The 14,611-nt window shown below is 62.3% G+C and carries 14 protein-coding genes; 4 read left to right on the top strand and 10 right to left on the bottom strand.

Going from position 1 to position 14,611, the window contains the following annotated elements; translation table 11 throughout:
* Window positions 1-83: 83 nt before the first annotated feature.
* Window positions 84-845 carry an SDR family oxidoreductase gene (locus J3P82_RS07920; protein ID WP_186611559.1) on the bottom strand — a complete coding sequence of 254 codons (762 nt, stop codon included), beginning with the start codon at window positions 843-845 and terminating at the stop codon, window positions 84-86.
* A 226-nt stretch (window positions 846-1,071) separates the two neighbouring features.
* Between J3P82_RS07920 and J3P82_RS07915 the strand changes: the two genes are divergently transcribed.
* Window positions 1,072-2,076, top strand: a complete 1,005-nt coding sequence (locus tag J3P82_RS07915) for an NADP-dependent oxidoreductase (RefSeq protein WP_434562037.1) — start codon at window positions 1,072-1,074, stop codon at window positions 2,074-2,076.
* Between the two features lie 54 nt (window positions 2,077-2,130).
* On the opposite strand, the gene pyrF is transcribed toward J3P82_RS07915, so the two are convergent.
* The 9 genes from pyrF to J3P82_RS07870 all read right to left on the bottom strand — a co-directional run bounded on the left by pyrF (window position 2,131) and on the right by J3P82_RS07870 (window position 9,208).
* A complete protein-coding gene (gene pyrF, locus J3P82_RS07910) occupies window positions 2,131-2,829 on the bottom strand; it encodes an orotidine-5'-phosphate decarboxylase (protein WP_434562035.1) in 699 nt (232 codons plus the stop codon).
* 149 nt (window positions 2,830-2,978) lie between these two features.
* Window positions 2,979-4,025, bottom strand: a complete 1,047-nt coding sequence (locus J3P82_RS07905) for an AI-2E family transporter (protein ID WP_434562033.1) — start codon at window positions 4,023-4,025, stop codon at window positions 2,979-2,981.
* Between the two features lie 62 nt (window positions 4,026-4,087).
* Complete coding sequence (locus tag J3P82_RS07900; protein WP_434562031.1) at window positions 4,088-4,906, bottom strand: DUF4892 domain-containing protein; 819 nt, start codon at window positions 4,904-4,906, stop codon at window positions 4,088-4,090.
* 129 nt (window positions 4,907-5,035) lie between these two features.
* Window positions 5,036-5,887, bottom strand: coding sequence for an alpha/beta fold hydrolase (locus J3P82_RS07895; RefSeq protein WP_434562029.1), 852 nt, complete (start codon window positions 5,885-5,887; stop codon window positions 5,036-5,038).
* Window positions 5,884-6,678 (bottom strand): alpha/beta fold hydrolase, encoded by a 795-nt coding sequence (locus J3P82_RS07890; protein ID WP_434562027.1) that lies wholly within the window; start codon window positions 6,676-6,678, stop codon window positions 5,884-5,886. The genes J3P82_RS07895 and J3P82_RS07890 overlap by 4 nt, the downstream gene beginning before the upstream one ends.
* 191 nt (window positions 6,679-6,869) lie before the next feature.
* Window positions 6,870-7,313 carry a hotdog fold thioesterase gene (locus tag J3P82_RS07885; RefSeq protein WP_434562025.1) on the bottom strand — a complete coding sequence of 148 codons (444 nt, stop codon included), beginning with the start codon at window positions 7,311-7,313 and terminating at the stop codon, window positions 6,870-6,872.
* Window positions 7,314-7,357: 44 nt separating this feature from the next.
* Window positions 7,358-7,810, bottom strand: a complete 453-nt coding sequence (sixA, locus tag J3P82_RS07880; protein ID WP_434562023.1) for a phosphohistidine phosphatase SixA — start codon at window positions 7,808-7,810, stop codon at window positions 7,358-7,360.
* The gene (locus tag J3P82_RS07875) at window positions 7,807-8,154 is read right to left on the bottom strand and encodes a DUF4389 domain-containing protein (protein ID WP_434562021.1); all 348 of its coding nucleotides are present in this window, start codon (window positions 8,152-8,154) and stop codon (window positions 7,807-7,809) included. The genes sixA and J3P82_RS07875 overlap by 4 nt, the downstream gene beginning before the upstream one ends.
* 28 nt (window positions 8,155-8,182) lie before the next feature.
* The gene (locus tag J3P82_RS07870) at window positions 8,183-9,208 is read right to left on the bottom strand and encodes an NAD(P)H-dependent glycerol-3-phosphate dehydrogenase (protein WP_434562019.1); all 1,026 of its coding nucleotides are present in this window, start codon (window positions 9,206-9,208) and stop codon (window positions 8,183-8,185) included.
* A gap of 265 nt (window positions 9,209-9,473) precedes the next feature.
* Here J3P82_RS07870 and J3P82_RS07865 point away from each other — a divergent pair, with 265 nt between their 5' ends.
* The 3 genes from J3P82_RS07865 to J3P82_RS07855 are packed head-to-tail and all read left to right on the top strand — an operon-like array spanning window position 9,474 to window position 14,362.
* Entirely contained in the window at window positions 9,474-11,531 is a 2,058-nt protein-coding gene (locus tag J3P82_RS07865; RefSeq protein ID WP_434563746.1) for a TonB-dependent receptor plug domain-containing protein, read from the top strand.
* Window positions 11,532-12,464 (top strand): ABC transporter substrate-binding protein, encoded by a 933-nt coding sequence (locus tag J3P82_RS07860; protein WP_434562017.1) that lies wholly within the window; start codon window positions 11,532-11,534, stop codon window positions 12,462-12,464.
* Complete coding sequence (locus J3P82_RS07855; RefSeq protein ID WP_434562015.1) at window positions 12,461-14,362, top strand: ATP-binding protein; 1,902 nt, start codon at window positions 12,461-12,463, stop codon at window positions 14,360-14,362. The genes J3P82_RS07860 and J3P82_RS07855 overlap by 4 nt, the downstream gene beginning before the upstream one ends.
* The last annotated feature ends 249 nt before the right edge of the window (window positions 14,363-14,611 follow it).

Here is a 14,611-nt window from a genome sequence, read left to right as displayed (position 1 = left end):
CATTGGCGCCCTTATCAAGGGAACCTTCGGCGCCAAAAGAAAAAGCCCGCGGGCAATGCGGGCCCTATCTTACGTAGTTGGCGTCAGAACGCAGTGACCCCACCGTCCACTGCCAAGGAATGTCCCGTGGTGAATGCAGCGCCATCGCTGCACAGATACAACACCGCGCTGGCAATTTCCTCGACCTTGCCAATGCGCCCGACCGGGTGCATTGCGTTGGCGAAATCGGCTTTTTTCGGGTCCGCCTCGTAGGCTCGACGGAACATGTCCGTGTCGATCACTGCCGGGCAAACTGCATTCACGCGAATTTTCTTCTTGGCGTACTCAATGGCCGCCGACTTGGTCAGGCCGATCACGGCATGCTTGGACGCGGCATAGATACTCATTTTTGGCGCCGCCCCGAGCCCTGCCACCGAGGCGGTATTGACGATAGCTCCACCGCCTTGGGCCAACAGCAGTGGCAATTGGTACTTCATGCACAGCCACACGCCCTTCACGTTGACGCTCATGATTGCGTCGAATTCATCCAGCGTACCGTCAGCCAACTTGCCCTTCTCGATCTCGATGCCCGCGTTGTTGAAGGCATAATCGAGGCGTCCATAAGCATTGATCACTGCGCTCATCAGATTCTGCACGTCGCTTTCCAATGTCACGTCGCAACGCACGAACACAGCTTCGCCCCCCGCCTCGCGGATCGACTGCACCGTGCCCTCGCCGCCCGCCACGTCAAGGTCGGCAACGACCACTTTGAGGTTTTGCGCCGCGAATGCCTGAGCCGTGGCGCGGCCAATGCCCGCCGCCGCGCCCGTCACCACCGCAACCTGTCCGGAAAACGTCATGCTCATTGTCAATGCCTCGAAGAATTACCGCTGATTGCCGCATATAGCCACCGATCGCAACGGCACGGCAGCACTATCCAACCGCCGGTTGGCATCGCATGAGCGCCAGTGATAATAGCGCCCGTCGCACTATCACTGGCTTGGATCAACCTGCATTCGCTGTATCGGCAAACCTTGCGGCGCAGGCCTGGAGGGTCTATCAACAAGGCTTCATTCATTTTGAGTGCCTGTCATGACTGCCCAGACCAACCGCCAGTTCCTGCTCGCCAAACGCCCGGTGGGCGCCGCGACCCGTGAGACGTTTACCTTTCAAGAAGTCCCCGTCGGCGAAGCGGCAGCCGGCCAGATCCTGGTCAAGAATGAGTACCTGTCCCTCGACCCGGCCATGCGCGGCTGGATGAATGAAGGCAAGTCCTACATCCCGCCGGTCGGCATCGGTGAAGTCATGCGGGCGTTGGGCGTGGGCCAGGTCATCGCTTCGAACAATCCGGGATTTGCGGTCGGGGATTACGTCAACGGTGCGCTGGGCGTGCAGGATTATTTCCTTGGCGAGCCACGAGGTTTCTACAAGGTGGACCCGAAACTGGCGCCGCTGCCACGCTATTTATCCGCGCTGGGCATGACCGGGATGACTGCTTATTTCGCCCTGCTGGATGTCGGTGCGCCCAAAGCCGGAGAAACCGTGGTGCTTTCCGGGGCCGCCGGTGCAGTGGGCAGCATTGCCGGGCAGATCGCCAAGATCAAAGGTTGCCGTGTGGTGGGCATCGCCGGTGGCGCCGATAAATGCAAATTCCTGATCAATGAGCTGGGCTTTGACGGCGCCATCGACTACAAGAGCGAAGACGTCCACGCAGGCCTAAAGCGCGAGTGCCCCAAAGGCGTAGATGTTTATTTCGACAACGTCGGCGGCGACATCCTCGATGCGGTGCTCAGCCGCCTGGCCCTCAAGGCTCGCGTGGTGATTTGCGGTGCGATCAGCCAATACAACAACAAGGAAGCGGTAAAGGGCCCGGCCAACTACCTGTCGCTGCTGGTCAACCGCGCGCGTATGGAAGGTTTCGTGGTTATGGACTATGCGTCGCAGTTCGCCGCGGCTGGGCAGGAAATGGCCGGCTGGATGGCCAAGGGACAACTCAAGAGCAAGGAAGATATCGTCGAAGGGCTGGAAACGTTTCCCGAGACACTGACCAAATTGTTCAGTGGCGAGAACTTCGGGAAGCTGGTTCTCAAGGTCTGAAGCGAGACAAGCGGGAGCGAGCTTGCTCGCTCCCGCACGATCTGCAGTGTTGGATCAGGCCAGTTCGGCCACCACCGCCGCCAGCGCCTTGGCCGGATCCGCCGCCTGGCTGATCGGGCGGCCTATCACCAGATAATCGGAGCCGGCGTCCAATGCCTGGCGCGGTGTCAGGATACGGCGTTGATCGTCCTGGGCGCTGCCCGCCGGACGAATCCCCGGCGTCACCAGTTGCAGCGATGGATGGGCCGACTTCAGGGCGTTGGCTTCCAGGGCTGAACAAACCAGGCCGTCCATGCCGGCTTTCTGGGCCAGCGCCGCCAAGCGCAGCACTTGCTCCTGAGGCTCGATGTCCAGGCCGATCCCTGCCAAATCCTCACGCTCCATGCTGGTCAGCACAGTCACGCCGATCAACAGCGGTTTTGGACCGCTGCGCTGATCGAGCACTTCGCGGCACGCGGCCATCATGCGCAGGCCACCGGAGCAATGCACATTGACCATCCACACCCCCATCTCCGCGGCAGCCTTGACGGCCATCGCGGTGGTGTTCGGGATGTCGTGGAATTTAAGGTCCAAGAACACTTCGAAACCCTTGTCACGCAAGGTACCGACGATTTCCGAGGCACAGCTGGTGAACAGCTCCTTGCCGACTTTGACCCGGCAAAGCTTGGGGTCCAACTGGTCGGCCAGCTTCAGGGCGGCGTCACGGGTGGGGAAATCCAGGGCGACGATGATGGGCGTCTGGCAGGCGGACATGAGTGGGCTCTCAGGCAAGTCGAAATCGGCGCGCATTGTAGCGGAACCAGCGCCCGTGCGGGACCCGATGATCGTTAAATCGTCAAACGCCCACGCACGGGTCTTTCACCAGCAGGCTCGTGTCCCGATCCCTCTCGCCACAGCTTGTTCTATATGTCCTGCCGCGCGTGGCTCTTGCTCCAGTCCGTCAGCAAGCTGTACGCCACCGCCAGCAAGGTTGGACCGATGAACAGCCCAATGAAACCGAATGCAATCAGCCCGCCGAACACCCCCAGCAACACGATGACCAGCGGCAGGTTCCCGCCACGGCTGATCAAGTACGGCTTGAGCACGTTGTCCACGCCGCTGATGATGAAGGTCCCCCAGATGCCCAGGAACACCGCCATTCCGTATTCGCCCTTCCACGCCAGCCAGGCGGTGGCGGGGATCCAGACCAATGGCGGCCCCATGGGAATCAGACTGAGCAGGAAGGTGACGATCCCCAGTACCAGGGCACCCGGTACCCCGGCGATCAGGAAGCCGATCAGCGCCAGCACGGCCTGGGCCGCCGCGGTCCCGATCACGCCATTGACCACTCGTTGGACCGTACCGGCCACCAGTTCGACGTAGTAGCCGGCACGGTCGCCGATCAGCCGCTCCAGCAGCCCTTGGACAAACGCCGCCAGTCGCGGGCCGTCGCGGTAGAAGAAGAACACGAACACAATGCTCAGGGTCAATTCGAGAATCCCGCCGCCGATTTGCGCACTGCGGGCCAACAACCAGTTGCCGACCCGTCCCAGGTACGGCTTGACGGAAGCCATCATCGCCGCTCCTTGCTGGTCGATACTGTCCCAGAGCGTCACCAGCCGTCCGCCGACCAATGGCACACCGGCCAGCCACTCGGGCGCTTCGGGCAGGCCGTCGACCTGGACGTCCCTGATGAAGGCCGTGGCATCGCGCACATGATCGGCCAGGTTGAACCCCAGCCACACCAGCGGCACCGCCACCAGCAACATCCAGCCTACCGTCAGCAACGCCGCCGCCAGGGATTCACGGCCATTGACCCAACGCGTCAGCAAGCGCATCAGCGGCCAACTGGCAAACGCCAGCACGGCGCCCCAGAACAGCGCCGACCAGAACGGAGCCATTACCCAAAGGCTTGCTCCGAACAACACCAGGAGCAGGATCTGCACCAACAGCCGATCGTTATTGAGCATGGACGGTCCCGAAAAATGAACAAGGCCGGGATAAGGTCGTCAAGCGCACTCCCCCAGATAGCTTATCGCAGCAGTTCAAGGTGCAGGCCAGTGACGTCACTCCTGGTCGCCTCCATTCTTGCCGCGCGGACACCTTGATCGACCAAGGCCTGGCGCCAAGCCTCGGCGTGCGGGCCGGCGATGCTGACTCGCAGGCCCGTGTCCAGGTTCAGGGCCCGGGACAGCAAGCGCAACCAGGCGTCATCCGGCTCGCCGGCCAGACGCGGCAAATCCAGCACGCCTGTGTCCTTGAGCTGGCGCAGCAGTGTCGCCGATGTCGGCAGGACGTTCCCCAAGGGCGCGCCCGCTTCGAACTGCTCGATGTGCAGGTACGCCTTGCGGTTGCCACGGGTTATCGCATACAGCGCGATCAGTGTGTTGTCCGCAGGCGGCGCCAGGCGCAGCAACAGGTAGGCCTGACCGTTATCGGCGCCATAGAGCTTGGCATTGCCGAATACGTCGTTGGCCCACAGGCTGCTTTCGCCGCAATCGCGAGCTTGGCACCAGAACAACAGCTCGGCACCCTGCTTTTGCAAGGCTTCGCGCGCAGTGGTAAAGGCTTGGGTGGCGGAATGTTCCGGCGGCAGTTCGTAGGTCACTGACGTGGCGTTGCCACGGGCATCGACCTGCCCGTCGAAACGCAACTGGCCGCTGATCCTGCGGATCGCCCCCATCGGGTAGATGCGCTCAAGGTCGCTGGTTTGCCGGTAATCGACGATCTGCGCGTCGGGCATACGTGGCACGCGTTCCAGGTCTCGACTGCCGGGCACATCGGCGGCCAGCGATGCCGGGCTGAGACAGGCCAGCGCCAGCAGGACGAATGAGTGAATGGTCGGTTTCATCGGATGGACTTGGCCTGGATCCGCGCGACGCAAAGGCGTTCGTCAATGCGCAGCAAGGCGAGTGGGTGGTTGTCTGTCATGGTTGGCTCCCTTTCAACCCGCCCAGCCTCGACACTTGCCCGGCGCAAGTCAAGGAACGCAGAAGAACCGATTGAAACAGTCTGCTACAAGCGCGGCACCGACCTCGTCGTTCAGGTGCAAATGATGACCGCCAGGCAGCTGTTCATGACTGAAGGGTAGACGCTCCAGCAACTCGGGGTGCTGGGCAAGCATGCCGTCGGCCGCCACCACCAGATGAGCAGGACAAGCGACCCGAGCCACGAAGGCCATGGCTTGTTCATCGGTCAGGCGCAGCGGTGAGGGCAAGGTCAGTCGGTTGTCGGTGCGCCAGGTGTAGCCCCCCGGCACCGGCATCAGCCCACGCTGGGCCAACAGCTCGGCTGCCTCGCGACTGACCGCCACCAGCCCTTTCATACGGGCTTCGATGGCCCGGTCGAGGGTTTTGTAGACGGGTTTGCGTTTTTGTTGCAGTTCCAGCTGCGCTTGTAAGGCCATGCCCATGCGCTCCGCCGCATTGTCGCCTTTGGCCGTAGGAGGAATCACTCCATCAATCAAGCCCAAGTGCGTGATCCGCTCCGGCAAAGCGCCGGCCAACACCAGCGAAACAATCGCGCCCATGGAGTGCCCCAACAAGGCAAAACGCTTCAAGCCCAGTTGTTCGGCGACTTGCAGCACGTCATGCGCGTAGTCCCACAGGGCGTAGCCGGCGCCAGGCGGGCGGTGCCCGGAATGACCGTGACCGGCCATGTCCAGGGCAATGACTCGGACACCCTTCAGTCGGGGTGCCAGCCGGGCGAAACTGTTGGCATTGTCCAGCCAGCCATGCAAGGCGATCACCGGTCGGCCATCTTCCGGCCCGAACAGGTGGGCCGCCAGTTCGATGTGAGGCAGGCTCAGGCGAACCTCTTCGACGGCATTCATGCTCGCTGCCCTTCCCAGCGCTGGAGCAGGTCCTTGATCAAGGTGGCCGTGTCCTGGGGGTATTCGAGAGGAAACATGTGGCCGCCCGGCATGCTCAGGGATTCGCCCAAGGGCATGCGCCCCACCGAACGGGTGTGGTGACGCATTACCACCCGGCTCTGCCGGCCTCGCACCACCGCCAGCGGCACTTGTAGCTTTAGAGCCCGACCTGGGCTGGTGTGCGGCACGCCGCGATAGATGCTGATTTCCGTGGCCGGGTCGAAGCGCAGTCGCAACCGGTCGCCAATGGGCTGCAAGCCATGTTGCAGGTACGCTTCGAAGCATTCTGGATCGAAACCGCGAAACAGCGTTTTGCCGGCAAAATAGGCCCGCGCCGATTCGAGATCGTTGAACTCCTCGCGCCGGCCCAGAGTCCGCCCGGCCGGGGTCAGGCGATCGATGAAGCCCAGGCGCTTGGCGGCGAGGATCACCCAACGGTCCGCGCGGGTCAGCACCGGCGAATCAAGCATGACCACGCCCCGATACAGCCGAGGGCATCGCAACGCTGCGTGAAGGTGCAGTACGCCGCCTAGAGAGTGGCCCACGCCCCATACCGGCTCCGGTTGTTGTTCGAGGTGATGAATCAGTTCGTCCACCAGGTTGTTCCAGTTGTCATCCACCGGAAATCGCGGGTCATGGCCGTGCAGTTCAAGGTGCGCAACCTCGTATTGCGGCGCTAGCGCGGCAAAGAGCTTGCCGTAGGTGGCCGAAGGGAAACCGTTGGCGTGGGCGAAAAACACCTGTTGCGACATGTAGGCCGATCCATTGCGAGAACTGCGACCGATTGTGCGCAGAACCCGACGCTGGGGCAATGACCGTAACTGACAGGAATGATGACAGCTGGATTCAAGCTGCAAGCTGCAAGCCTCACGCTGCCAGTAAACGCAGGCCTGCTTCGCTTGTAGCTTGTAGCTTGTAGCTTGTAGCTTGTAGCTTGTAGCTTTTAGCGCCCCGGCGGCTGCTCACCCAACGGTACCACCGCCATGGTCAAGCGCGACACGCAGTTGACCTTGCCGTCATCGTTGACCAGGCGGATGTCCCAGACTTGGGTGGTGCGGCCCAGGTGAACCGAGCGAGCCGTGGCCGTGACTCGCCCGCTGCGCACGCCGCGCAGGTGGTTGGCGTTGATCTCCAGACCGACGCAATAGAACTTGCTGGTATCCACGCACAGGTAGGCGGCCATGGAGCCGACCGTTTCGGCCAACACCACCGAAGCGCCGCCGTGCAGCAGGCCGAACGGTTGGTGGGTGCGGTGATCGACCACCATGCTGGCGGTCAGGGACTCGTCGTCGAACGACTCGAAACGGATGTCCAGCACTTCGCTGATGGTGTTCTTACCGGCAGCGTTCAACTGTTCGATGTTGGGGATGGTGCGCCACAGACTCATCGTTGCCCTTCCTTTTTGATTTTTATGTTCCGGCAAGTGGTTTTTCAGGGATGCTTAAGGCTTTCGAGCGTCATCGCACCGGCCAACGGCAGGTCACCTTCAAGCTCGGCCAGCCCAGCCGTTTGCACCTGCTCGGGCTGCTGCAAGTGACCGTGCTGCAACAAGCCCAGCAAGCTGCCCACCAGCGGGTTGTGGCTGACCAACAGCACGTCGTCCTGATCCTTCAGATGTTTCGGCACATCGGTCGGTCGGGTCTCGGGCGTCAGCCAGTCCACGGTAATCAGCTCAGGCTCGAACCCCAACGCTTCACGCACCAGTTGGGCGGTCTGTTGGGCGCGCACGTAGGGGCTGGCGTAAATGGCCCGCAATGGTTCACCCATCAATCGACCGGCGCTGCGCAGCACTTCTTCTCGACCATGCACCGTCAATACCCGCTCCGGATCGGGACGAACGCCGTGGGGCTCGGCCTCACCATGACGCAATACCCATAGTTTCATAGCTTTGGCTCCTCGTCGCGGACTGGATGCGGCGCCGGCGCTACGGCATGAGGCACCTCGCCTTCTGGTGTGCGTGGGGTTGGCCAGTCAGCGAATGGCCAGGGTTTCTGGTCGCTGTGGAACGTGCCGAAGCGGCCGATCTGCGCCAGGAACTGGCTCAGGCTGTCGCCGAAATTCATCAGGCCGGCGCTGGGTGCGCCGTAGATCAACCGGTAGATCAACTGCATCAGCACCACGGCGCCGAGGATGAATTGCGCCACCTGCCAGACCAGCAGGTAAATCACCATCCACAGCACACGCAGCAGGATGGATTCGTATCGAGGCTGCCCTTTCGGATCATTCATGGTTCGCTCCTGCTTGCGGTCAATAGAATCAGTTGAAACCGCTGGTGGAAATGAAATCGACATCGGTCTTCGGTTCGCCACGCATCAACAGTTCAATCACCTGTTCCAGCGTCCGCCCTTCGAACAGAATCGCGTGCAGCCCGGCGACCAATGGCATGTAGACGCCGGCTTCCTGGGACTTGGCCTTGAGCACCTTGAGCGTATTGACCCCCTCGGCCACTTCGCCCAGGCGCGACACCGCCTCATCCAGGCTCAGCCCTTGGCCGAGAGCAAAACCCACCTGGTAGTTGCGGCTCTTGGGCGAGGAACAGGTGACAATCAAATCGCCCACCCCGGCCAGCCCGAGGAAGGTCATCGGGTTGGCGCCCTGGCTGACGGCAAAGCGGGTCATTTCCGCCAGCGCCCGGGTGATCAGCATGCTCTTGGTGTTCTCACCCATGCCCAGCGCGACCGCCATGCCGGCGATGATTGCATAGACATTTTTCAACGCCCCGCCCAACTCCACGCCGAAACGGTCAGCACTGGCGTAGACCCGGAAGGTGCGGCCATGCAGTGCCGCCTGGACCCGCTGGCAGAGTTCTTCATCTTCGCTGGCGACCACGGTGGCGGTCAGTGCGTGTTCGGCGATCTCGCGCGCCAGGTTCGGCCCGGAAATCACGCCGATGCGCGCCTTGGGGGCGATCTCTTCGAGGATCTCGCTCATCAGCTTGAAGGTCTGTGCCTCGATGCCTTTGGTCAGACTCACCAGCAATTTGCCGCTCAAGCGTTCGGCATGCGCCGCCAATACCGAGCGCAAGGCGCTGGAGGGCAAGGCGACAAAGAACAGATCGCTGCCCTCAAGTGTCGCCTGCAAGTCAGTGACGGGCTCCACTTCAGGCCGGACCTTGATGCCTTTGAGGTAACGCGGATTCTCCCGGTTCACGCGGATGGCCTCGGCCTGCTCCGGGTCACGCATCCATTGGCGTACCGCGTGGCCATTTTCCGCCAGCAGGTTGGCCACGGCGGTGCCGAAACTCCCGCCTCCCAGGACCGCAATCGGGCGCTGTTCAGTCATATGCAATCCGCTCTTCCGTACCAAGTGGCAATGCCAGGCATTATACGGAGCGGCCAGATCGCGACCAGCCCCGTTAGTAAATAGCCACAGCCGTAGGAGGCAGACCTTCAATTTCCAGGAAAATGCTGTCAACGTGAATGGAAAAGTCGTTCGGCTCGGTTAACATGCCCGCCACCCTTCCTTTATCAAAGGCTGTGCCGTGCTCGCTGGCCCTTCCCGTTCAGGTTCACCACTGCTATTGGCGCTGATCATCAGTGCGCCAGTGATGGCCGACGACTTGTTCGTGGACAACCAGCCCTTGCCCCAGATACTGACCGCCACGCGCCTGAAACAATCGCCAGCGGCGGTGCCGGGCAGCATGACCGTGCTCGACAGCGAACTGATCAAGGCCAGCGGCGCCCGGGACATCAGCGAACTGTTGCGTCTGGTGCCGGGCATGATGGTCGGCAATCTCAGCGGCAACCAGGCCACGGCGAACTACCACGGCACCAGCGCCAGCGAAGCGCGACGCATGCAGGTGCTGATCGACGGCCGCTCGGTGTACCGCGCCGGCCTCGCGACGGTGGACTGGAGCGATATCCCAGTGGCCATGGAAGACATCGATCGGATCGAAGTCTTCCGCGGCCCCAACACCGTCAGCTACGGCGCCAACGCCCTGATGGCGGTGGTCAACATCATCACCCGCGCCCCGGTCGACAGCCACGGTACACGCTTGAAAATAACCCGGGGTCAGCGCGGGATCGGCGACTGGTACGCGAGCCAGGGCAGTGGCTGGGAGCACGGAGACTGGCGACTTTCACTGTCAGGCCAGGAAGACGACGGTTTTGACAGTGACCGCAACGGCGCAAACTACCGCGACAGCCGACGCCTGGACCGCTTCAACCTGTCGGTCAGCCAGACCCTGGACGAACGCCAGAGCATCGACTGGCAGTTGAACGCCAAGGACGGGACCAATCAACGTCCCTATACCTATCGTCCGGTTTTCGCCGGGATTACCGCGGCAGGTGACAACTCCGACGTCGTCGCCAAGGATTACGCCGGCTCGCTGCGTTGGAACCTGGACCTGAACCCCAATCACAGTCTTTATGTGCAAGGCTCGATCCAGCATTGGGATCGCCAACAAACCTGGCGCGCCTGTGACGCCGAGGTGTCCTTCAGCCCGCAATTGACCGATCTCTGGCAGCTCAACCCCCACTACGCCGAGAAGCTGGCACGCAACATTCCCAGCTTCCTCGGCACGGGTGCGCCTGCCGGCACGGCCCAGGAACAGGCGTTGGCCAATCAAGTGATCGACCAGTGGCGCAACGGCGCCTCGCGCACCCTGTGCGGCGACATCGACCAGAGCGCCCGAGAATCGCGCTATGACTTGGAAATCCAGGACACCCTGAGCCTGTCCGACAGCCTGCGGCTGGTCACCGGGGCGAATTATCGCTACGACCGCGCCGATTCCGAAACCTACTTCAACGGTACGCTCGACGACACTACCTGGCGCTTGTTCGGCCAGCTCGAATGGCGGGCCAGCGAGCACTGGTTGTTGCAGGGCGGTGCAATGTTCGAAGACACGCGCCTGACCGGCAGCTCGCTGACCCCGCGCATGGCGGTCAACTACCTGATCACCCCGCGACACGGACTGCGTGCGGTGTACTCCGAGGCCGTGCGCTCGCCGGACATGTTCGAGAACAATGTCAATTGGAGCTACCAGGTGACCAACCTGCGGCCCGCCGCGTTCGGCCAGGACAGCGCCCGTTATTTCGTCCGCACCCGCGGCCCGGGCAACCTGGAACAGGAACACATGCGCTCCCGGGAGCTGGGCTACAACGGCTATTTCATGGACCTGGGCCTGGCGGTCGATGTGAAGCTGTTCCATGACGAAATCACCGGCATGATCAGCGAACCGCTACGCAACAATCAGTACATCGCCAGCAACAGCAACGAATCGCAATTTACTGGCGCCGAGACCCAATTGGACTGGCGCGTGACCCGCACCGATCGCCTGCGCCTGACCTACGCCTACGTTGACGCCCTGGCGAGCAACCCCCTCGATGAACAACTGACCGCCCGCAACAGCGGTTCGGCCGGCTGGCTCCGTGACTGGGGCCGAGGCTGGAACAGTGCGGTCTTCTATTACGCCGCTGATGCCCTCAACGGCTACCGCTACGAGCGAGTCGACACCCGCCTCGCCCGGCGCATCCCCTTGGGCAAGGCCAGCCTGGAGCTGGCGGGCATCCTGCAACAGCGTCTCGACGATCAGCCGACCACGTTCGTCGACAACCGCTACGACTCCCGTCATGTGCTGTATTTCAGCGCGGAGTTGTCCTTCTAGATGTTCCGCGGCCAACCGAGCAAGACGCCCTTTTGTGGCCGCCTGTGGTGGCTACTGTGCCTGGCGTTCGCCAGCCTACTGGGCACCCTTGAGGCGCGGGCCGCCGAGATTCTGTTGACCGGCGCCCAGGACAGCCCCGGCGTGCAATCGTTTACCCAAGCCTTACAGGCCCGGCGTCCCCAGGACCGCGTGCGGTTTGCACGCCTGGACAGCCTGCCGGCACCGGACCGTTTGCCCGCCGACATGCGCCTGGTCCTGCTGGACCTGCCGGGCCTCGACTGGCGCCTGCAAACGCCCAACGGGCCGGCCACCCTGGTGCTGCGGATCAGCCGCCAACAAGCCCGCGAGCGCCTCGGCGAGGCGACGCCCGATCAACTGAGCCTGCTCTGGAGCGATCCGCCGATGGCCCGGCAATTGCGCCTGATTCGCAAGGTCCTGCCGCAAGTACGGCGGGTCGGCGTGCTGTTCGACAGGCACAGCGAGTTCCTGCTCCAGGACCTTCGCCAGGCCGCAACGCCCCTGGGCTTGGAAATCGTCAGCGAACGCTGGGACGACACCAACGACAGCCGCCCCTTGCAAAGACTGTTGGGCCAGAGCGATGTCTTGCTGGGCCTCGATGACCCCGACCTTTACAACCCCAAGACCGTGAAAAACGTGCTGCTTAGCAGTTATGCCCGCCAACGGGCGCTGATCGGCCCAAGTGCCGCCTTCGTCAAGGCCGGCAGCCTGGCCAGCACCTACAGCGACCAGGAAGACTGGCTGGCGATTCTTGACGACCTGCTCGACCGCCCCACCGCCACTTGGCCACGCGCCTTGTATCCGGCCCGTTTCAAGATTCTGAGCAACCAGCAGGTCGCCCGCTCGCTGGGGATCGAACCGATTGACGCCGAATCCGTCGCTACGCAGTTGGCAGAAGGAGAACATCGCCCATGACCTTGCGTCGCCGTTGGGACATCAATACCCGCACCCAGCTCATTGCGCTTGGCCCGGCTTTGTTGCTGACCGTGCTGTTGATCAGCTTTTTCACCTTCGTGCGTATCCAGGACCTGCGCCAGGAACTCAACCACACCGGGCAACTGATCGCCAACCAACTGGCCCCCGCGGCGGAATACGGTGTGATTTCCGGCAACAACGACGTACTGGAAAGCCTGCTCACGGCCACTCTTGCCACGCCACACGTGCGTTTCCTGGAAGTCCAGGATCGCTCGGAGCGGGTGCTTGTGTACGTCGAGCAACCCGCACAAACCGGCGGCCATTCCCGGCAGGTGGAGGTGTTCCAGGCCCCGGTTCGCCTGCAGCGCATTGCCCTGAACAATGATTTCCTGCAAAGCGCCGGCCCGTCCATCGAGATGCCCGGCGAGGACTACCTGGGCCGTGTCATCGTCGGCATGTCCAGCGATGCCTTCAGCCAGCGCCAACAGGAAATCTTGCTCAAGGCGGCGATCCTGGCACTGTTTGCCCTGTTGTTCACCTTCCTGGTGGCGCGTCGCCTGGCGGCGAGCCTATCGCAGCCGATTCGCGACATCGGCAACGCGGTCAAGGCCATCCAGCAAGGCGACTACAGCACCCCACTGCCGATCGTCGACGACGGCGAACTGGGCGCGTTGTCGCGGCACATCAACAATCTGGCGGACGGTCTGGAGCAAGCCAGCCGCGAACAGCACCAGGCCATGGCGCAACTGATCAAGACTCGGGAGGAAGCGGAAAAAGCCAACAGCGCCAAGTCGGAATTCCTGGCAATGATGAGCCATGAACTGCGCACGCCGATGAACGGTGTGCTGGGCATGCTGCAACTGCTCGAAACCACGCAGATGACCGATGAGCAGCAGGAGTACACCGCGCTGGCGTCGGAATCCACCGAGCACTTGTTGAAGGTGATCAACGACATCCTCGATTTCTCGCGCATCGAACGTTCGGCGCTGGAACTGGAACATATCCCCTTCAACTTGTCTGAACTGGTCGGCAGCTGTGCCCAATCGTTCCAGCACAGCGCCGCGCAACGCAAGCTGGGCCTGGACCTGCTGATCCCTGACGACATGAAGGTGCTGCGGGTACAAGGCGACCCGACGCGTATCCGACAGATACTGGTGAACCTGATCGGCAACGCACTGAAGTTCACCGACCAGGGACGGGTCACCGTGCAATGCCAATGGCAGGCCCTGGATCACGAGTTGCTGTGGTTCACCTGCACGGTGCGCGACAGTGGCATCGGTATCCCAGCCGAGAGCCTGGAGCGAATGTTCGACGCTTTCCAACAGGCCGACAGTTCGATTTCCCGGCGCTACGGCGGCACGGGCCTGGGCCTGCCGATCGCCCGCACCCTGGCCGAACGCATGGGCGGCACGCTGCGTGCCCAGAGCCAGGAGGGCCAGGGCTCGGTGTTTACCTTGGAAATCCCGTTGGCCTTGTCGCGCCTGGCCCCGCCGATCTTGGTCCCGCGCCTGCCTGCTGGAAACGGCGATGGAGAAGGCCGCAACATCTTGCTGGTAGAAGACAACCCGGTGAACCAGACCGTGATCGAAGCGATGCTGCGCAGCCTGGGCTTCAAGGTGAGCGTTGCCACGGACGGCGCCCAGGCGGTACGCAGCGCCGAGAGCCTGATTTTCGAAGCGATCCTGATGGACTGCCGACTGCCGGTGATCGATGGCTACGAAGCCACGCGCCAGATTCGCCAGTTGCCCGGCTGCGCCGAGGTGCCCATCATCGCGCTGACGGCCAACGCGTTGCAGGGCGACCGCGAAGCGTGCCTCGCGGCGGGCATGAACGATTACCTGGCAAAACCCTTCAAACGGGTTGACCTGCAGCAGATTCTGCAGCGTTGGGTGGGATGAATGCGGTCTCTTGGACGATCTGTGACTGGCGTGAAAAGCGAAAGTGCGGCAGTCTTAGGCACCCGGACACGCCTCGATCGGGAAAGGAATAACCATTTCAGTGCACAGGTGTACATTCATTTCCCGTGTGCTGTGACTTTCACTACAACGCAATAGTCTATGAGTAGGCTGCCGACTCGAGGCATGAACGCTTCGATCGGCCGGGAAGATTTGCCCCACCCTGCCGCATGGGACTATTGAGGAGCTCGC

Source organism: Pseudomonas sp. Z4-20 (assembly GCF_051131955.1).
GTDB lineage: Bacteria > Pseudomonadota > Gammaproteobacteria > Pseudomonadales > Pseudomonadaceae > Aquipseudomonas > Aquipseudomonas marvdashtae.
The sequence above is the reverse complement of the archived record's forward strand: the minus strand, read 5'-3'. Positions and strand labels throughout refer to the sequence as shown.